Annotated in this window: 20 protein-coding genes and 2 pseudogenes; 11 read left to right on the forward strand and 11 right to left on the reverse strand. The window is 54.2% G+C overall.

What is annotated here, in order from left to right:
* Window positions 1-26 precede the first annotated feature (26 nt).
* Both AC2FI7_RS19665 and regB read right to left on the reverse strand, forming a co-directional pair.
* Window positions 27-1,535 carry a PAS-domain containing protein gene (locus tag AC2FI7_RS19665; protein WP_010443005.1) on the reverse strand — a complete coding sequence of 503 codons (1,509 nt, stop codon included), beginning with the start codon at window positions 1,533-1,535 and terminating at the stop codon, window positions 27-29.
* 65 nt (window positions 1,536-1,600) lie between these two features.
* Window positions 1,601-2,992, reverse strand: a complete 1,392-nt coding sequence (regB, locus tag AC2FI7_RS19670) for a sensor histidine kinase RegB (protein WP_010443006.1) — start codon at window positions 2,990-2,992, stop codon at window positions 1,601-1,603.
* An 89-nt stretch (window positions 2,993-3,081) separates the two neighbouring features.
* Here regB and AC2FI7_RS19675 point away from each other — a divergent pair, with 89 nt between their 5' ends.
* The 3 genes from AC2FI7_RS19675 (at window position 3,082) to AC2FI7_RS19685 (ending at window position 5,237) form a co-directional block, all read left to right on the forward strand.
* Window positions 3,082-3,699 (forward strand): SCO family protein, encoded by a 618-nt coding sequence (locus AC2FI7_RS19675; RefSeq protein WP_010443007.1) that lies wholly within the window; start codon window positions 3,082-3,084, stop codon window positions 3,697-3,699.
* 87 nt (window positions 3,700-3,786) lie between these two features.
* The gene (locus AC2FI7_RS19680) at window positions 3,787-4,341 is read left to right on the forward strand and encodes an ActR/PrrA/RegA family redox response regulator transcription factor (protein WP_010443008.1); all 555 of its coding nucleotides are present in this window, start codon (window positions 3,787-3,789) and stop codon (window positions 4,339-4,341) included.
* A 128-nt stretch (window positions 4,342-4,469) separates the two neighbouring features.
* Window positions 4,470-5,237, forward strand: coding sequence for a sulfotransferase family 2 domain-containing protein (locus tag AC2FI7_RS19685; protein WP_010443009.1), 768 nt, complete (start codon window positions 4,470-4,472; stop codon window positions 5,235-5,237).
* 264 nt (window positions 5,238-5,501) lie between these two features.
* On the opposite strand, the gene AC2FI7_RS19690 is transcribed toward AC2FI7_RS19685, so the two are convergent.
* The gene (locus tag AC2FI7_RS19690; protein ID WP_010443010.1) at window positions 5,502-6,308 is read right to left on the reverse strand and encodes a hypothetical protein; all 807 of its coding nucleotides are present in this window, start codon (window positions 6,306-6,308) and stop codon (window positions 5,502-5,504) included.
* A gap of 234 nt (window positions 6,309-6,542) precedes the next feature.
* Between AC2FI7_RS19690 and AC2FI7_RS19695 the strand changes: the two are divergent.
* Both AC2FI7_RS19695 and AC2FI7_RS19700 read left to right on the forward strand, forming a co-directional pair.
* A pseudogene (locus AC2FI7_RS19695) lies at window positions 6,543-6,686 on the forward strand (two-component system response regulator); the annotation flags it as partial.
* 212 nt (window positions 6,687-6,898) lie between these two features.
* A complete protein-coding gene (locus tag AC2FI7_RS19700) occupies window positions 6,899-7,135 on the forward strand; it encodes a hypothetical protein (protein ID WP_010443011.1) in 237 nt (78 codons plus the stop codon).
* 328 nt (window positions 7,136-7,463) lie between these two features.
* Here the strand turns inward: AC2FI7_RS19700 and AC2FI7_RS19705 are convergent, their stop codons facing one another.
* The 3 genes from AC2FI7_RS19705 to AC2FI7_RS19715 all read right to left on the reverse strand — a co-directional run bounded on the left by AC2FI7_RS19705 (window position 7,464) and on the right by AC2FI7_RS19715 (window position 9,975).
* Window positions 7,464-8,432, reverse strand: coding sequence for a glycosyltransferase family 2 protein (locus AC2FI7_RS19705; protein ID WP_010443012.1), 969 nt, complete (start codon window positions 8,430-8,432; stop codon window positions 7,464-7,466).
* Window positions 8,433-8,482: 50 nt separating this feature from the next.
* A complete protein-coding gene (locus tag AC2FI7_RS19710; protein WP_010443013.1) occupies window positions 8,483-9,307 on the reverse strand; it encodes an FkbM family methyltransferase in 825 nt (274 codons plus the stop codon).
* Between the two features lie 74 nt (window positions 9,308-9,381).
* Window positions 9,382-9,975 (reverse strand): HD domain-containing protein, encoded by a 594-nt coding sequence (locus AC2FI7_RS19715; protein WP_480456938.1) that lies wholly within the window; start codon window positions 9,973-9,975, stop codon window positions 9,382-9,384.
* Window positions 9,976-10,182: 207 nt separating this feature from the next.
* Here AC2FI7_RS19715 and AC2FI7_RS19720 point away from each other — a divergent pair, with 207 nt between their 5' ends.
* From AC2FI7_RS19720 to AC2FI7_RS19730, 3 genes are all read left to right on the forward strand, one after another.
* The gene (locus AC2FI7_RS19720) at window positions 10,183-10,497 is read left to right on the forward strand and encodes a hypothetical protein (protein ID WP_010443015.1); all 315 of its coding nucleotides are present in this window, start codon (window positions 10,183-10,185) and stop codon (window positions 10,495-10,497) included.
* Window positions 10,498-10,598: 101 nt separating this feature from the next.
* Window positions 10,599-11,987 (forward strand): adenosylhomocysteinase, encoded by a 1,389-nt coding sequence (gene ahcY, locus AC2FI7_RS19725; RefSeq protein WP_496816765.1) that lies wholly within the window; start codon window positions 10,599-10,601, stop codon window positions 11,985-11,987.
* 13 nt (window positions 11,988-12,000) lie between these two features.
* Window positions 12,001-12,750 (forward strand): extensin-like domain-containing protein, encoded by a 750-nt coding sequence (locus AC2FI7_RS19730; protein ID WP_170780106.1) that lies wholly within the window; start codon window positions 12,001-12,003, stop codon window positions 12,748-12,750.
* 4 nt (window positions 12,751-12,754) lie between these two features.
* Here AC2FI7_RS19730 and AC2FI7_RS19735 read toward each other — a convergent pair whose 3' ends face one another.
* Complete coding sequence (locus AC2FI7_RS19735) at window positions 12,755-13,402, reverse strand: DUF899 family protein (protein WP_496816767.1); 648 nt, start codon at window positions 13,400-13,402, stop codon at window positions 12,755-12,757.
* A gap of 191 nt (window positions 13,403-13,593) precedes the next feature.
* Here AC2FI7_RS19735 and AC2FI7_RS19740 point away from each other — a divergent pair, with 191 nt between their 5' ends.
* Window positions 13,594-13,935 (forward strand): DUF2853 family protein, encoded by a 342-nt coding sequence (locus AC2FI7_RS19740; protein WP_010443019.1) that lies wholly within the window; start codon window positions 13,594-13,596, stop codon window positions 13,933-13,935.
* A 222-nt stretch (window positions 13,936-14,157) separates the two neighbouring features.
* On the opposite strand, the gene AC2FI7_RS19745 is transcribed toward AC2FI7_RS19740, so the two are convergent.
* Genes AC2FI7_RS19745 through tsaD form a run of 4 tightly spaced genes read right to left on the reverse strand, consistent with a single transcriptional unit; the run spans window position 14,158 to window position 16,907 of the window.
* Window positions 14,158-14,580, reverse strand: a complete 423-nt coding sequence (locus tag AC2FI7_RS19745) for an EVE domain-containing protein (RefSeq protein WP_496833574.1) — start codon at window positions 14,578-14,580, stop codon at window positions 14,158-14,160.
* Complete coding sequence (locus AC2FI7_RS19750) at window positions 14,580-14,849, reverse strand: YciI family protein (protein WP_010443021.1); 270 nt, start codon at window positions 14,847-14,849, stop codon at window positions 14,580-14,582. Before AC2FI7_RS19750 ends, AC2FI7_RS19745 begins: the two co-directional genes overlap by 1 nt.
* Before the next feature lies 1 nt (window position 14,850).
* The gene (locus tag AC2FI7_RS19755; RefSeq protein WP_496816770.1) at window positions 14,851-15,813 is read right to left on the reverse strand and encodes an NAD(P)H-dependent glycerol-3-phosphate dehydrogenase; all 963 of its coding nucleotides are present in this window, start codon (window positions 15,811-15,813) and stop codon (window positions 14,851-14,853) included.
* Complete coding sequence (gene tsaD, locus AC2FI7_RS19760; protein WP_010443023.1) at window positions 15,810-16,907, reverse strand: tRNA (adenosine(37)-N6)-threonylcarbamoyltransferase complex transferase subunit TsaD; 1,098 nt, start codon at window positions 16,905-16,907, stop codon at window positions 15,810-15,812. Before tsaD ends, AC2FI7_RS19755 begins: the two co-directional genes overlap by 4 nt.
* Before the next feature lie 97 nt (window positions 16,908-17,004).
* On the opposite strand from tsaD, the gene AC2FI7_RS19765 reads away from it, so the two are divergent.
* Both AC2FI7_RS19765 and AC2FI7_RS19770 read left to right on the forward strand, forming a co-directional pair.
* The gene (locus tag AC2FI7_RS19765; protein WP_029622191.1) at window positions 17,005-17,718 is read left to right on the forward strand and encodes a uroporphyrinogen-III synthase; all 714 of its coding nucleotides are present in this window, start codon (window positions 17,005-17,007) and stop codon (window positions 17,716-17,718) included.
* A gap of 54 nt (window positions 17,719-17,772) precedes the next feature.
* Window positions 17,773-17,997 (forward strand): annotated as a pseudogene (locus AC2FI7_RS19770) (hypothetical protein); the annotation flags it as partial.

Below are 17,997 nucleotides of genomic sequence, written 5' to 3' on the forward strand. Positions count from 1 at the left end.
CCTACGTCGGATTGGCCGCAACCGGTTCAGGCGCTGATTTTTTGCTGCTGCGCGATGTTTTCAACGGCACTGTCTGAGGTGAAGCGAACGATGGTTGCCCCGTTTTGCATGGGACTGACTGTGCAGGTCATTGTACTGCCCGATTTTAGGGTCAGTTCGCCTGACCATTCGGCCCGGTTCTCGCGCGTGGTTACAAATTCCCGGATCTCGCCAAGGATTGGAGTGGCGGCGCAATGTTCCTGCCACTGGCGGGTGATTTCAAGAACAGTAGTAGGCTCAAACCCGACCTCGCCGCTGTCACCCCACATCGACTGGTAGGCATAGTTCGTCGTTGCCAGCGTCCCGTCATCCGAAAAGACAGCGATCGCATCAGCAAGCTTGTCCAGAATGGACTGCATCAAATCCATCTCAGCGCGGAACCTGCGCGTCAACGTAATTTCGGCGGTGATATCTTCGAACAGAAAGGCCACAGCACCATCCGGGTGCGGGCGTCCGCTAACAGAGTAGACTGAGCCTGAAGGTAATGACCAAGTTTCCTGATAGTTTCCATCCTGGGCTGCCTCCAGCAGATCATTCATCTGACGCCGCCAGCTTCGGTAATTTTTTGGCTCTGGCATCATATGCTGATCGCGCAACCGGTCAAAAAAGCTGGACAGACTGGGGCGAAGGCTCAGAAAATCCGGCGGCAGTGAGGTCAGATCAATCAGTGCAGGATTAAACAAAGCCAACTGGCTGTTACGGTCAAAAATAGCCAGGCCAATTGAGAGTTGGGCAAAGGTTTTGGTCATCGTCTGCACGAATTTGCGCTGTACAGTTTCCGCCTCAACAATCGCGTTGATATCGACGGCATAACACAACTGACCCTGGTCTTGGGCAACACGGGTCAGATCAAACCACAATCTGGATTCACTGTCTTTGATCTGAACCGAGACACGGGATTTCCGGCCCAGTTGCGCCTCGTCTGAAAGCAGTGGAAAAACCGGTTTTGTCAAATCCGCATCCGGCCCCGAGATCTTCCGAGCCAGAGAAACATAGGCCGCGTTACACCAACGCACCGTGTTGCATTCGCCCGACAGCCATACCGGGTAAGGTGCTTGATCCATCGCTAAACGGGTCGGGTCATTCGGGTCGGCGCGCTTTGCCGATACAGCGCCCTTCAGATCGCGCAACTGGACGCGGATCACTCCATCTATCCATTCACATGAGACTTCGCGGTCAACTGTGCAATCAATAGCGGATACAACCAGATGTCCCCGAGCCCGAACGAGTTCGGGTGTTTCTGGGAAAGAGGGATAGTCACGCTGAAGCAGCCTATGCAGATCAGACCAGTTGGTGACGGACTCATATCCGGCCAATGCGATGTCAGAGTGGCTGATCAACCTGTCCCCATCGAAAAGGAAGACCACATCAAATAGCGATCCGGGCGACGACAGCCCGTAATCTACAAACGATTTCTGGTGCCGAGGCAACAACCACAATATGGCAAAACAGGCCGATACCATGCTGATAGCGGCCAGAATGATCCAGTCGGCCATTATTCAACGTCCCTGTCAAATCAACCCGAGCCTGTATGAAGGGCAATAGTTAACGGGATCTTAACTTAGATCTGGAAGGGTTGGTTTGCACCTGAGGGGACTGGCGTGTCGCCTGTTTGCGCATCAATCAGTTTGCGCGGCCAGATAACCTTGACGATTGCCCCTTTGCGTTCCTGCTGATCTGTCAAAGTCTGATACGGGTCTGCGCCATTGGCAAAGTAAAGCTCGGCGCCACTGCGCTCGAGCAGGGTTTTGGCAATGAACAATCCAAGCCCCATGCCTTCATATTCGGGCCGGCTGCTGCGGTCGGCCCGACGGCGGCGCATGAACGGATCGCCAATTCGTCCGATAATGTGTGAGGGGTATCCGCGACCGTCATCCATTATCGAAACACTGATCTGATCCGAGGTCCATTCAGCCTCGATCCAGACATTTGCCCGTGCAAAATCCACAGCATTCTGGATTAAATTGCGCAATCCGTGAATGATCTCGGGCTTGCGCAGAATTGAGGGTTGCTGAACATCGCCGTCGGCAACCGGCTTCTCTTCGAAATGTACCTGCTTGCCCCGGTTGATATGAGGTTCTGCGGATTCGTGGATCACCGTCGACAACGGGGCCTGCCGGAGGTGAAGGTCATCTTTTCCGGCCCGTCCCATGTCACGCAATATATCGCGGCAACGATCAGCCTGCTCACGGATCAAAGCCGCGTCTTCTTTCAGTTCGGGGCGATCGTCCAGCTCTTCGATCAATTCCGAACTGGCCAGCTTGATTGTGGCCAAAGGTGTGCCCAGTTCATGCGCAGCGGCCGCGACGACACCGCCAAGATCGGTGAGCTTTTGTTCGCGCGCCAGTGCCATATGCGTGGCCGACAGCGCCTCGGACATCGACTGCACTTCTGAGCTGATACGATGGGAATAGGCGCCGATGAATACAATGGCGATGATGATTGCGGCCCAATTTCCGAACAACAATATGTCAGGGATATCCAAAACAAGGCCCAGATTGGTACGCAGCGGCAGGTGAAACTGTGCCAGCAATGTTGTCAGGATCACCGCAACGCTGCCGATGATCAGGGTTGAACGTGTGCTCATCACATTGGCTGAAATCGTCACCGGCCCGATCAACAGTAGCGCAAAAGGATTGTTAAGCCCGCCAGTCAAATAGAGCAGTATCGACAGTTGCAGCAGATCGAACAGTACCATCAGAAAGTTCTCGAACTCGGACAGGCGCTTGTTTTCGGGGAACAACAGGATCGCTGTCAGATTGCCCATGACGGAAACGCCAATGGCAAAGTAACACAGGCCAAGCTCGAGCTGCACATTATAGTATTGTTGCGCGACAGTGATTGCCGTGAACTGGCCAATGATGGCCACCCATCGCAACAGGATCAGTGTCCGCAACCTGATCCAGGTACTGCGTTCTTGCCCGCGCCAAAGGCTGGTGTTGGAATCTGTCATCTGTCGATTATGTCCTATTGCGTCGGCCCACAACGTTGATAGGAGTGCCGACCGAACCGATCAACAACCTTCGTCTCAGGATAGCCGTCATGCTCCGTCTTTATGCCATACTCGCAACTGTTGTTCTGGCCGTTGGTCTGGGTGCAATGTGGCTGCTGACACGCGGTGGTTCGGATGACAAGTTTGCTCAGTGCCGTTCAAGCCAGATCGCAGGCGGCAGCGCCGCGATTGGTGGGCCGTTCGAGCTGGTCAACAGCAAGGGAGCAACGGTGACAGACTCGGATGTGATCACCGAACCAACGTTGATCTATTTCGGATATACGTTCTGCCCCGATGTCTGCCCTTTCGACATGTCCCGCAATGCCGAAGCGATTGACCTGCTTGCCGAACGCGGACAGTCGGTGACGCCCTTGTTTATTTCAATTGACCCTGACCGTGATACGCCCGAAGTATTGGATGATTACGCGTTCAACCTGCATGATCGTATGATCGCCCTGACTGGCTCAGCCGAACAGGTCAAAGCCGCGAGCAAGGCCTACAAAACCTACTACAAAGCGCATGACAAAAGCGATGAGTACTACTTGGTCGATCACTCGACTTTCACATACCTGGTCACGCCCGAGGACGGTTTCCTTGAATTTTTCAAGCGTGATGATACCGCCGAACAGATGGCGGACAAGGTTGGTTGTTTCCTTGACAAGATTTAACGCGCAACAGTCGGTTTGACCTTTGGAATGGCGCTGCTATTACTCATGTTAAAGCCAAAGAGCGTGAAATAGCGGAAAGACCCACATATGGCAGACAGTTCCCAGCTTGAAATCGGCCCCGATAAATCGCTGCTTCTGGTAGATGATGACGAGCCGTTTCTGAGACGTCTGGCCAAGGCCATGGAAAAGCGTGGATTCGAGGTTGAGACCGCAGGCTCTGTCGCAGCAGGCCGCGCCATATCGACCGCACGACCACCCGCATATGCTGTGGTTGATTTGCGGCTTGAGGATGGCAACGGGCTTGATGTGGTCGAAGTTCTGCGTGAAAAGCGCCCGGACAGCCGGGTTGTGGTTCTGACCGGGTACGGAGCCATCGCCACTGCAGTCGCAGCGGTCAAGATCGGCGCGACCGATTATCTGTCCAAACCCGCCGACGCGACTGATATCACCAACGCATTGTTGGCAAAGGGTGACGAAATGCCCCCGCCGCCGGAAAACCCCATGAGTGCCGACCGTGTTCGATGGGAACATATCCAGCGTGTGTATGAGCTGTGTGATCGCAATGTCTCGGAAACAGCGCGCCGCCTGAACATGCACCGCAGGACGTTGCAGCGGATTTTGGCGAAGCGCAGCCCACGATAGGTCATCTCATAGGTAAGTTTGCAATTCCTGAGGTATATCGCAGAGCAACTGCGTTTCTCAGAAGCTCCAGGTGTCTTTCAGTAGTTGAAACCAACTAGGTCGAAAACTCGGGATAAAGGGGTATCTTGATGGAATCGAACGCGCCCAGTGCCTCAGATATTCTCAAAAACTACCACCATCAAAGGCATTTTTTGCAAATCGTTCATATGCCAGCGTTTGATCCGCCGGTGCGTACATTTCTGTATATGAAAAATCATAAATGCGCCTGTTCAACGGTTATTGCCACTTTGCTGCACAGGTTGAATGCGCAGGCCGGTGGTTCAATGCAGATTGATATGAAAAGCATACACAACCCGCCAAAATCGCTGATCAAGACTGGAAGGAAGGCGTTGGATGTCCCGTCAGCAATTGAAGCGCTAGAAGAAAGAACGCGGTTTTGCTTCTCGGTCGTTCGTCACCCGACTGCGCGCACGCTCAGTGCTTTTTTTGGGTATCTGTTAAAAACCCCAGGTCAAAAAGAAAAGTTTCTGCGGCATGTTGGTAGAGAACCAGATGGCGATCTCGGATTGTCAGACTTTCTCGACATCATTGCGCATGACGAAACTGCACGTGACTTGAACCGTCACTGGCGTCCGCAACGCAAAGAAATCAGTTTTGATTTCATCGATTTCGATTTTATTGGTCGCGTTGACGATCTTAATACGGCGGTGGAGCATATCTCTTATGAGATTTTTGGAATCCAAACTGAGATGCAGGATACCCGCAGCTCATTAGGACACTCTTCTTCTTCCAAAGACGCCATACAGAGCTTGACGAGAACTGATCATATGAACCTTGAATCCGCGTTCTCGATGGATTTTGAGATGTTCGAAAACGTAAAAGCACGGTTTAGCTGACGCTGAGCGATATTGGCCGTTTGATCCAAGTTCGCGGTAAAAAGTGATATTTGACGAACTCGAAGCTTCTACGAAAATCCATGAACCGTTTTTTTGGAATCAAGACTTATCTGGAGACAATGCAAGAGTTTGACTGGAGGCGCTGTACCAAAGTTTGGAGACTGCACGTTGGCTAAACACATACCGGCGTGTGTTTCGACGGATTTTGGCAAAGCGAAACCCGCAGTAAAATAACCAGTTGCACTCCTCGGTGCTGTTAATTGCTCAAAGTGGGGCCTCATTTGGATCGATACCATGCTTCTCGCACAATCGATGCAGAAAGCACCCTTCGGGTATTTTCCCACCAAAATTGCGCCTGATCACCGCTCTTAGATTGGTAGAGTATAGATGAATCGAAAGAGCCCTTTTAGGAATCTCGATTTCTGATCGGGTCAATAAGATGTCTCTGTGACGCGCTTTAACGGGATATAATACGTCGCTTCTGGAAGCATGTATTGCTTCACCAGTTTCCCCCAAAAAGTACTGCAAGGCCCGAGGACCATATGTTCCCCAAGGGAAAAACTCAGGCTGAATAGGAAGATTCTTCTCCAGGTGTCTCCGACGAGTCGGCTGGTCCCACCAAGGAGGGAATTCATTATCGTTTGCTGAGAATTCCAGCATCTTTTTGAGGGTATTACTGTCTTTTGGCAGCGCCAGCACGCCATTTAGAATGTTTGAGCCTACCCTTCCAAACAGATAGCCATTCGTGGTTGTTAGGGGTTTTAGCGCGTAAGCGTCTGTATCTGTCCAAATAAAGTTGGTTTTCTCGAGAAGATGTAGTCGAAAAATGTCGGAATGTAGTGCTGGACTTCGCCGGACAAAACCGTTTCCAACTCTTTGAAGCAGAATTCGCTCTGGATCGTATACGCTTCGGGCGTCGGCTTGCGTGACATACGAAGGTAAATTTTCGATTGGGCTATACGAAAACAATGTGACCCGTTGACCAATATCATCAAATGATTTGAGGCAAACAAGGTCTAAAAAGCTCAGGCGTTTGCCAATCCATAGCGACGCCACCTGACTGCGTTCCATAAAAAACCTCTAAAGTAGTATTGCGTATGACATACATGAAGCATGTTGACAACGGATCTGAATGGGCACCGTTTGAAGATATGATATCGATGCAGGATTTGACTAATTAAGTGTGATTTAGAGATATCCTGAGCGCTTTGGCTTGATCCGATGTCCAATCATCAAAAAATCGCGGCAATCAACTAATTTTCTCAATTTACCATAGTGTTGTACGCCCTTCTGCTGCCTGAATAACCCAAGGACGCAGACCGCGTCCGCTATGAGCCTATTTTACGGGTTTATGAGCTGCGCGATCGGAATGTCACTGAAACAGCCCTGTGCCTGAAAATGCACTTCCGTACGTTGCAGTGGATATTGGTGAAGCGCGATCCTCGATGACAATTTCAAGTTTGTAAAAAATTTTTCCGGAAGATTGGTATCATATCCCAACTGAGTTGAACTGTTGATCTTCTGTAAACAAAATTAACGCAATGTGAACAATGTGTTCAAATCGTGTTTAGATTCTCTGTGACATCATCGCGGTGTTGTAGTTGCAACAATGCCGTCAAGTAAGAGGCAGGTCAGGCAAACCGTTCAGAGGATCAAGCGATATGAAGCCGGACATGAGACCAAACCCTTCGCAGAAAGCGATCGAGAAGCTCTTCGAAATAGGCATCGATTTTCCCGAAGTGGGACCACCTGCAGATGCCGGTATGCCCGAGCTTCCTGAGCATGTGTTCCCCATTGAAGCGCCGGATTTGCCGGACCTTACTCTTCCTGAGGAAGCAATGGCTGATATTGAGATTCCTGCAGCCATTTTGCCAACAGATATCTTTGACTTAGGCTAAGTGGTCGATCGAGACTACAGACTTTGGTAAAGGGTGTATGTTTGTCCGCCGAACGTGATGTCATCCGGCGGGCAACCGAGCGATTCTAGATCTGTAACGATAATTGCCAATGCCGTTCGTAAAGATCGTTGCGTAATCAAGCCAGCGGTCATAACCGGCCCCAAATCACCAACCGGCGCATTACTGGATCGCCCACCTATAACTATGGTTTCAAATTCGGAGACCTAGTAATCTTTGGCACCTCTATTCGAGAACTGATTTTTTTAAGTAAGTTACCCGATCTCTCAGGCAATATTGGAAATTTCCGATCTTTATGCCGATTTGCAAATCAAGGCGTGGGATGTTGTGATCGCTCCAGAATACGCTGCGCATAAACCTTGAGGCAATGTGAGTGTACGTGCGAGACATTGGGAATTGCCAACAACGCGTCCACTTTCGCTTGTAGCTTGTCGCCCATCGCTAGCATTCTGTCATCCACGATACTGTTTTGATTGTATTTCTTCCAATACTGTTCGCGAAACCGGCTGTACCGGTCAGGTGCATCAATTGGTTTAGTGCCCTGACCCCGCAGGCGCTTTAGCTCGAAACTATCGCGCGTTTTCACCGGGTAATGAACAACGGCCGCCCAGTCGTGCGAGATTAGATTTTTGGGCGCGGTCCCAAATGCGTGTCGTCGACGCACGCCAGAGCGATAAATATCGTCATGCATGGGATGCCCGGATGCATTGACGAATTGCCCCCCGTCTTGCTGAAACCCTTTGTATAGATGGGGTCGATGAATACCGAACCCGCGTATCTTTTCGGAGGTCTGAAACAGCGTCTTATAGCGCTGATGCAGGCGATGGTCACTCCCGGCGCGTCTCAGAAAGCGCTGGGTGATCAGTCCGGGCTCCCAAGTCGCATGATGCCCGTCTCCGAAAATCAGCCAGTTCACCGCGATACCTTCCGCTTTTCCATGACGGCGATTGATCAGATCTGTGACTTGATTGTTAGGACCTGAACAGTAGAGGAATTCGTCACTATCGAGCCACATCAACCAATCGGCATAAATGAGCGATGGATGCAAATAGGCTTTTTCAGCGGCCTCATGTTGGGGGACATCGCCCGGTTTCAGATCTTGTAAGACATGAGAAATAACCCCGTTTTTATCAAGTACATCAAGCAGTTCGGTCGTACCGTCGGTTGAATCATTGCTGTAGATCAAGATCGGATCGAACCCGATCAACAGATGATAAGCGACCCACTCAAGAATGAATGGCCCTTCATTCTTTGCACAGGAAAACAACCCAACATTCATGCCGGTTCGACCCCAGGCTTGTTCATGGTCGGTGATCCTTGATGCACAGCCTACCTTCTGAAGATGATATTGCGTTGGGTTTGAAAGGCATTTTCATATCCACGAGCTGCCAGCGCAGCAAACAGGCTTTTCGCACCTGTACCGAGATTGACAGTTTCCAGTTGTAAATAGTACGGGAGCGCGTCGTCGTCGGCAGCCGCAAGGAAGGGCGTGAGGATGCGCGGCTCGTGCCCTTCAACATCCAGCTTGATAAAGTCCGCTCCGTATAGATGTTTTAGCTCTAACAGTGTTCGGGTTTGCACTTGAATGAGTTGGTATTTTGAATTGTCCACGCATGCCATGTCATTCGTCAATCGCCCTTCACCCAGATTGGTGGCCGTATCGCCGCGAAGCTCTATCGAAAGCGCAGCGTCGCCAGATTCGTCCGAGATGGCGAACGTGTTCAGATCGACGTTGTCGAAACCGTTCAACGCACAGTTCATAGACAAGCGATCCGCCAGCGCAGGGTTTGGCTCGAACGCAAATATCTGAGAGTCTGGGCTGAGGATTGACGCAAAGAACAACGAGTAGAGACCAAAATTAGCGCCAATATCCAAGACCTTGAGTGTTTTCCCCTCAAAAGTCTCTCTCAGCCAATTCAACTCAAGCTCTTCCGGAGATCGACCTTTTCGCCAGAGTACAAACTCACTGAAATTGTCATAGGGATGCAGATGGATGTTCAAGTTTCGGTAGGTGACCATCTGTGGCAGTAGTGATTTTCGGATCAGATTGCGCACCCGTCCGCGACCTGTGAGGTTGTAGGCCTCACGTAAGCAGGCGTTGGCATAATCCAATCGCGCCTTCGGTACCGATACCTGACTGTCTGCATCGCTCATTAGAACCTGTGCCCGGCTATAGCCTTGTTTTGATGGCAAATTAGCACAGGACGCAACTCCAATCTATCGGTGACTTAGAGGCTGTCCAGCAACTCCTGATGCCGTGTGGTATATGCTTCTCTTACCTCGATGGGAGGGCGCAGCTTGATCTGCAGCCCCTCCAGAATCGCTTTGTCAGGGCGACCGAAGAATTTTGTCGCCTCAGCATCTGAAAAGCCCGCGATTTGTGTCGCTTCCATCCAGGCGCTGATCTTGTCGGCTTTCTTAATCTGGCGCTTAACCGTTTGCGGCACCGCGGCAGGCAACCCGAAACGGATATGGATTGCAGCTGCCAACCGGTCGTCAAGCGCACCATAATCCGGGCCGACCGCAGATTTGACCGGGGAAATCATGTCTCCGATCACATATTCGGGCGCGTCGTGTAACAGTGCCGCTAACCGCCATTTTGTTGGTGCATTTGGTGCGATGCGGCCAAAAAGCTGCTCCACCAGCAAGGAATGTTCGGCCACGGAATAGGCGAAATCCCCGTTGGTCTGACCGTTCCAGCGTGCTACGAAGGCCAGCCCGTGGGCGATATCTTCGATCTCGATATCCACCGGTGTCGGGTCCAGCAAATCCAGCCGCCGTCCCGACAGCATTCTTTGCCACGCTCTGGGTTGTGTTGCCATTTTGCCATGCCTTGTGAACTAGGACACGTTCAATCCGTGTTCTTGTGCTATGATGTACCTGTCTGGATCACATGCTGCCAACAGTTTCTTGAGCATTCGTGCTTTGAACCGGTGCGATACGATCCCGACATTAAGGACTGAGGGGGGTGCAGACTCCTCCCAGTTGCGCCCCTCTCGAAGCGAAACTCGTATCGAAAGGAGCTTGTTATGTTCAAGCGTTTATTTGCTACCGCCCTCGCCTTTGGAATGGCTGCAACTGCACCGCCTGCGTTTGCACAGAATTGTGCAGAACGCGAGCACGTGATTACCAAACTGCAAGACAGTTATGCCGAGGAATTAGCCTTTGGTGGTCTTCAGAAGTCGCGTGGCGCACAGTCGGTCATGGAGGTTTGGACCTCGAAGGAAACAGGAAGCTATACCGTCCTGGTGACCCAAGCAAACGGCATCAGTTGCATTGTCGCCGTTGGCACGGATTTTTTTGAAGCGATCCCAAAGATCAAAGTTGAGGGTACGCCAAGCTGATATTTTCAGTGTCAGGAATTAACCCCGGCCACCTGCGTTGCCACCTGCCCCAATGAATGCTAGGGCAGCCCGGATCAAGATTTACCGGAGTGGAGCACCTGATGGCCGGGGACTATATCGTCAAAGACATTTCGTTGGCCGGGTTTGGCCGCAAAGAGCTGGATATCGCCGAAACGGAGATGCCAGGCCTGATGGCCCTGCGCGCAGAATATGGTGAAAGCAAACCGCTGAGTGGTGCCCGGATCGTGGGTTCGCTGCACATGACCATTCAGACCGCAGTTCTGATCGAAACGCTAGTTGCGCTTGGCGCCGATGTGCGCTGGGCATCGTGCAATATCTTTTCAACGCAGGATCACGCGGCCGCTGCAATTGCTGAGGCCGGCATCTCGGTCTTCGCGATCAAAGGCCAGACGCTGGAAGAGCATTGGGATTACCTGGACAAATCCTTCCTGTTCGAAGATGGCCCGAACATGATCCTCGACGATGGTGGCGACGCCACGCTGTATATCCTGCTGGGCGCACGCGCCGAGGCAGGTGAGGACATCATCCCAGTTCCGGGTTCGGAAGAGGAAGAAGTGATCAAAAAACAGATCGCCAAGCGCATGGCCGCTTCTCCTGGCTGGTTCACCAAAATGCGCGACCAAATCCAAGGCGTGTCCGAGGAAACCACCACCGGTGTGAACCGCCTGTATCAGCTGGTAAAAGATGGCCACCTGCCATTCCCGGCGATCAACGTGAACGACTCGGTCACCAAGTCGAAATTCGACAACAAATATGGCTGTAAAGAGTCGCTGGTCGACGGTATCCGCCGCGCCACTGATACCATGATGGCCGGTAAGGTTGCTGTCGTCTGTGGCTATGGCGACGTGGGCAAAGGCTCGGCGGCTTCGCTGCGTGGCGCAGGCGCCCGTGTGAAGGTCACCGAAGTCGACCCGATCTGTGCCCTGCAGGCTGCAATGGACGGGTTTGAAGTTACCCTGCTGGAAGACGAAGTCGCCAGCGCGGATATCTTCATCACCACCACCGGCAACAAGGACGTGATCCGCATCGAGCATATGCGCGCGATGAAGGACATGGCGATCGTTGGCAACATCGGTCACTTCGACAACGAAATTCAGGTCGCCAGCCTGAAGAACCACAAATGGACCAACATCAAGGAACAGGTGGACATGATCGAGATGCCCTCGGGCAACCGCATCATCCTGTTGTCCGAAGGCCGCTTGCTGAACCTCGGCAACGCCACAGGGCACCCTTCGTTCGTGATGTCGGCCTCATTCACCAACCAGGTTCTGGCGCAGATCGAGCTGTTCACCAAGGGCGATCAATACAAGAACGAAGTCTACATCCTGCCCAAGCATCTGGACGAAAAAGTCGCCCGTCTGCATCTGGACCGGATCGGCGTGAAGCTGACCCAGATGGACAGCGAACAGGCGGCCTATATCGGCGTAAAACCCGGAGGCCCCTATAAGCCGGAACACTACCGCTACTGATTGTAACAGACGCATGAGCGAAGAACCGAGACGCCGCCGAATCCTGCTTTCGGTGGCGTCTTTTCTTTTTGGTCTCGTAACGCTGTTGATCCTTTTGGGCGGCGGTGGTTGGTGGCTGCTGGCCCATCCCAACACTCCGGTGCCGCCGCATTGGAACCCTCTGCGCGATCTGACCGTAACCGCCCCGGTGACTCCGGTCACAACCTACCAGTTGAACCGCGCACTGGCGGATGACGCCTTGTGCCGCGCCGCTCTGGCTGAGGCCGAGGTTCAGTTTGAACCGTTGGACGATCTTGTCGTGGACGAGAACTGTGGGATTGCGGGGCGTGGCCGGTTGACCAACTTGGTGAAAGCACGGATCACGGCGATTGAGACCCGGTGCGCCACCACCTTACGGCTTGCCATGTGGGAACATCATGTGGTGCAGCCCGCCGCGCAGAAGGTGTTGGGCACCACAGTCAGCCGATTGCGCCAGATCGGCAGCTATAATTGCCGCCGGATGCGCACTGCGCAAGGAGAAGACGATGGTTGGAGCAGTCACGCCACCGCGGACGCGATCGACATTGTCGGGCTGGACCTGTCGGACGGGCGCAGCTTGAACCTGCTGTCTGACTGGGGCACCGACGGCCCCGAGGCCGATTTTCTGCGCCAGATTGGGCGCGGAGCCTGTGACTGGTTCCGCGTAGTACTTGGCCCTGACTACAACCGCTTACATGCCGATCACTTTCACCTGCAGGGGCCTGGCTGGGGCTACTGCCGATAGTACCTCAGCGTAATGAAGGAATGAAATCTCCACGCCCTTGCGGTGTGAAATCCAACACATTCCACAATGGCCACGCCGCATCCACGTGCCGGGGATGCCAGTCGCTGGGTTCAAAGAACAGCTCGGAACTCCAGAAGTGATGAATGCCATCAGGGAGCTGTTGAAAGACATTCAGGATGGGAAGCTGGTCGCCCCCTTCGGTCTGGGCCAGATAGTCGCTTTGGTAATTCGTTCCCAATGCAGAATAAAGCGGCAGCGCATTCCAACCCATCTCATCCTTGAGCGCCGAGAGTTTATCGGGCGTATTCTGCGCCACCACGGCAACCGAGGCGGTTTGTATCAGATGGTGGATCTGAGAGTTCAGTCCATCCAGAAACGCCGAACACATTGGGCAGGGGCGTTCCGCATCAGGTCCGTACATCAGCGAATAGATGATCAGCGTGTCCTTATCACCAAACAGCGAAGACAACGGCGCATCCTCGCTGGCCAGATCTTGGAACGCATAATCGTCAGGGATTTTGCCCCCGGTTGGTAGAGAACGGCGCAGGGCCGCGACCTCTTCAACCTTTGCTCTCAAGTCTCGCTCGGCGGAAAGAAGTGCGTTGCGCGCGGATCGATATTCAGTGGTTTCATTGGGCAGGGAAACGGGCATGAGGACCTCCGGGAATGATAATTAACAAAAATGTTAAATAATAAATCTGGAAAAATCAAATCACGGAATCCCGCAAAGTTCAGCCGAGGGGGAAACCTTGTGATTTTTCCCTTTTGGGAATTCCGCCGACAAGGCTAGTCTTCTGCGCATCGGTAAAAACTTCCGTGACAATGAATTAAGGAGACTGGGACATGGGCAAACGCGACGAATTGATCGCCAAATACGCTGAAGATCTGAAAGGCAAATGCGGGATGGACCCCGATATGAACCTGCTGACCAAGGTTACCATCGGTTGCGGTCCGGCGATCTATGACGCGGATGCGTCGACAGTGGCGGCCAGCCAGGAAGGTGAGCTTGAGACGGTCAAGAACAATTTCCTGATCAAAAAGCTGGGCCTGTCGGATGGTCCCGAGCTGATGGAAGCGATCAACAAGGCCATGGAAACCTATGGCATGTCCGAGCGCAACAAATACCGCGCCGTGGTCTATTACATGCTGACCAAGCATTTCGGCAAAGAAGCGGTTTATAGCTGATCTAGCCTAAAGCCAGCTTAGCACCCGTCGGTCCTGCCGGCGGGTGTTCTGTATTTGAATGAAACTCTAAATACTTGGCGTTTGAAGCGCGGTTCTGAAATCGGCTAAGGTCAGGTCATGACCAGGACGGTCAGAACCAACAGATTTCCGTATGCGTGTGGTGAGTTTGGGAGCACGCGGGGTAGGGAAGGTTCTGCATCCGTCAGGGCCTTCCCTTTTTATTCAATCTGCTTCGGTCTGGCCCAGTCCGCAGATCACCTGCCATTCTGCATCGCTGACCGGCTGCACCGACAAGCGCGAGTTCTTGACCAGAACCATTTCAGCCAGACGTTCATCTGCCTTGATCTGATCCAGCGTGACAGGGGTGGCAAATGGCCGGACGGCCTTGATATCCACGCATTCCCAGCGCTCATCATCGGTGGTGCTGTCGGAATGGGCCTCGGCGCAGACCTCGACAATGCCAACAATCGCCTTGTCCTTCTGCGAGTGGTAGAATAACCCCCGATCACCGATCTGCATCTGACGCATGAAATTGCGGGCCTGATAATTGCGGACCCCGTCCCATTCCTCGCCTGCATTTCCTTTGTCGACTTGCTGATCCCAGCTCCAGGTCGAGGGTTCGGATTTGAACAGCCAATACGCCATCAGCCGATCACCTTTTTCCACGGGATCAACTCGACCGAGTCGAACAGCCCGGCCAGCGCATAGGGATCATTTGCGGCCCAGGCCTCAGCTGCGGCCAGGTCATCGACATCCAGAATGACCAGCGATCCGATCATCGCATCGCCTTCCAGCAACGGCCCGGCCTGCGCCACCACACCAGTGTCATCGATATAGGCCAAATGTGCCGCGCGGTTGTCCAGCCGGGTTTGCAGGGCTCCGGCTTTGTCACGGGCGATCAGGGCGATGAGCATATTATTCCTCCTTGAGTGGGCGACCCAGCAGCGCCTGAATCGCGTCGGTGACACTGTATGCACCGCTGCTGAGTTTCGCCACCGTTGCGCTGATCGGCATATCCAGTCCTTCACTTGCGGCGATCTCAGACATGGCCAGCGCGGTGGCGACGCCTTCGACAGTTGTTGTGCTGTCAAACGGCTTCTTTTGACCCAAACACAGGCCAAAACGATAATTTCGAGATAATTCGGACGAGCAGGTCAATACCAGATCGCCCAACCCTGACAGCCCCATAAGCGTATCCGGTTGAGCCCCGCGCAGCGCGGCAAAGCGCTGCATCTCGGCAAATCCGCGCGTGATCAATGCAGCGCGGGCGCTGTCGCCAAGGCCTGCGCCAATAGCCGCACCGCAACCAATAGCCATCACATTCTTTAGCGCGCCACCCAACTCGGCCCCGACGGTATCGGCGGTTCGATAAAGGCGCAGGTTGGCGGTTGTCAGCTCTTGCTGAAGCGCCTCACCCAGTTCGACATCAGCACAAGCCAGCGTCAGCGCCGTGGGCAGACCGCGCGCGATATCATCGGCAAAACTGGGACCGGTCAGAAGGGCCGGCTGTGCGTCCGGCACGGTTTGACGGATGACGGCGACAGGACCCAGACCCGTGGACAGTTCGATCCCCTTGCAGCAGGCCACCAGAACCTTCCCGCTCAGCCGTGCTGCGTGAAGATTCAGGGCATCACGTAGTTTTTGCATTGGCACCGCAAGCAGCAGTACATCGGACCGCACCGCCTGTTCAATCTCGGCAGTCACCGTGATGTTGGCTGGCAGCGTGACGCCCGGCAGGCGATCGACATTCTCTCGCGATTGCTGCATTTGGCTTGCCTGATCGGGGTTCCGCGACCAAAGCGTAACGGGGCCGTTTCCCGCCAATGATATGGCTAAAGCGGTTCCAAAGGCACCTGATCCAAGAACTGAAACGCTCATGCCTTGGCTCCTTTCTTGCCGCCACCTAGCATCGATGGGCTGGTTTGATCCAAGGGCCAGCGGGGTCGTGCCATCAGGTCCAAGCCATCCCGCACACCGGTGCGGAATCTTTCTATTCCTGCATAGGCAATCATGGCGGCATTGTCGGTGCATAAAGCCATGGGAGGGGCGGTAAATCGGGCGCCCATTTCCGCAGAAACAGTCTCTAATGCAGCACGAATGGCAGTATTTGCAGCAACCCCACCGGCAACGGCAATAACCGTTTCCGACGGAGAAGCCTCAAGATACAGCGCAATTGCGCGGCGGGTCTTCTCGGCCAGAGTATCGACGATCGCCTGCTGAAATCCGGCGCACAGATCGGCGCGATCCTGTCGCGTCAGACCGCCTTTTTCGGCCACGATCTGATCCCGCATCCGCATCAGCGCAGTCTTGAGCCCCGAGAACGACAGGTCACATTCGGGGCGATCCAGCAGCGGGCGCGGAAAGCGGAAACGTTTGGGATCGCCCGTACAGGCCTCGGCCTCGACCGAGGGGCCGCCGGGCTGCGGCAGACCCAGCAGACGGGCGGTCTTGTCAAAGGCTTCTCCGGGGGCATCATCGATTGTGCCGCCGAGACGGGTGAAATGCTCGGGTCCATGCGCGATTAGGTATTGGCAGTGGCCGCCTGAGACCAGCAGCATCAGGTAGGGAAAGGCAATTCCGTCGGTCAGGCGTGGCGTCAGCGCGTGTCCGGCCAGATGGTTCACCCCGATCAGCGGCAACCCGGTCGCCGCACTCAGACCCTTTGCGCACATCACGCCGGACATCACGCCGCCGATCAGGCCCGGCCCGGCTGTCACGGCGATTGCATCCAGATCACGCAAGCCAACTTCGGCCTGTGTTAGAGCCTGTTTGACGCAAATATCCAACTTCTCGGCATGCGCACGCGCTGCGATCTCGGGCACAACACCACCATAGGCGCTGTGCAATTCAGTCTGACCATGTACCACGGATGACAAGATCTCGGCCCGTGCGCCTGTGCACTGCCGCACCACGGCGGCAGCGGTATCGTCGCAGCTGCTTTCCAGTCCGAGGACGGTAAGTGTTTGCACCATAGGCCTGATCCGTTGCATCATGATTGCCAAGCGGGGTATCACCCCGCGCGGATGCAAACAATCCCAAGGCCGAAGGCGCCGACCGTTGTATTTGTTGATGACCCGCCCTCGCGCCGCCTCGGACAGGTTCGTTGCGCAACTGCCGGACCACATTCGGTCGCAAGTTGCAGTTATCCATTCACCCTTGTTAAAGATCGAACCGCTGACGGTCGCGGTTGAGTCTGATGAGTCCGCTGGGCTGATCTTTTCCTCGGCAAATGGCGTGAACGCCGCCGCCCTATTGAATGTGGATCGCTGCCTGCCCGCCTATTGCGTTGGTCCGGCGACCACGCAGGCTGCGCAGGACGCGGGATGGGACGCGCAGATGAGGGGTGCGACGGCACAAGAACTGGTGGCCAATCTGCTGAAACTCAGGCCACGCAGCCCGCTGCTTCATCTGCGCGGAGAACACAGCCGTGGCAACGTGGCCGAGCGTCTGACGGAATCCGGCCTGACCACCCGAGAACAACCGATTTACCGACAACAGCTTTTGCCGCTGAGTGATGAGGCGTCACAGGCCGCCGAGGACAACCAACCCATCATCGCCCCGCTGTTTTCGCCCCGCACAGCGCGACATTTTGCCGACGTTTGGGCCGGATCTGCGCCTTTGTGGCTGGCCGCGATCAGCGAGGCCGCCGCGGAACCCCTTAAAACACTGCGTTTTGAACGGCTGAAGATCGCGGATGAACCGACACCGGATAAAATGCAGAAAGCCGTGAAAAAACTCTTGAATCACGTGATGCGGGTTGAGAGCGCGCCGGGTGCGGATTAACTTGGGCAAGTCTGTTGTTCATGTGTTTTGGGAATCGATAAGGGGATTAACGCGGTGGCTGATAAGAAGAAACCCGATCAGGAGCCGGTCGAAGACCCCAACGTAGAAGAGGTGGCAGAGGCCACCGAAACCAAAAGTGAAGCAGTCTCGGATGAGAATTCCGTTGACGCCGAGGATGCTGCGGACGAGCTGACTTCCGAAGCCGAAGCCGAAGCCGAAGCCGAAGCCGAAGCCGAAGCCGAAGCCGAAGCCGAAGCCGAAGCCGAAGCCGAAGCCGAA

The sequence above is a fragment of the Ruegeria sp. YTSA064 genome, from assembly GCF_059610325.1.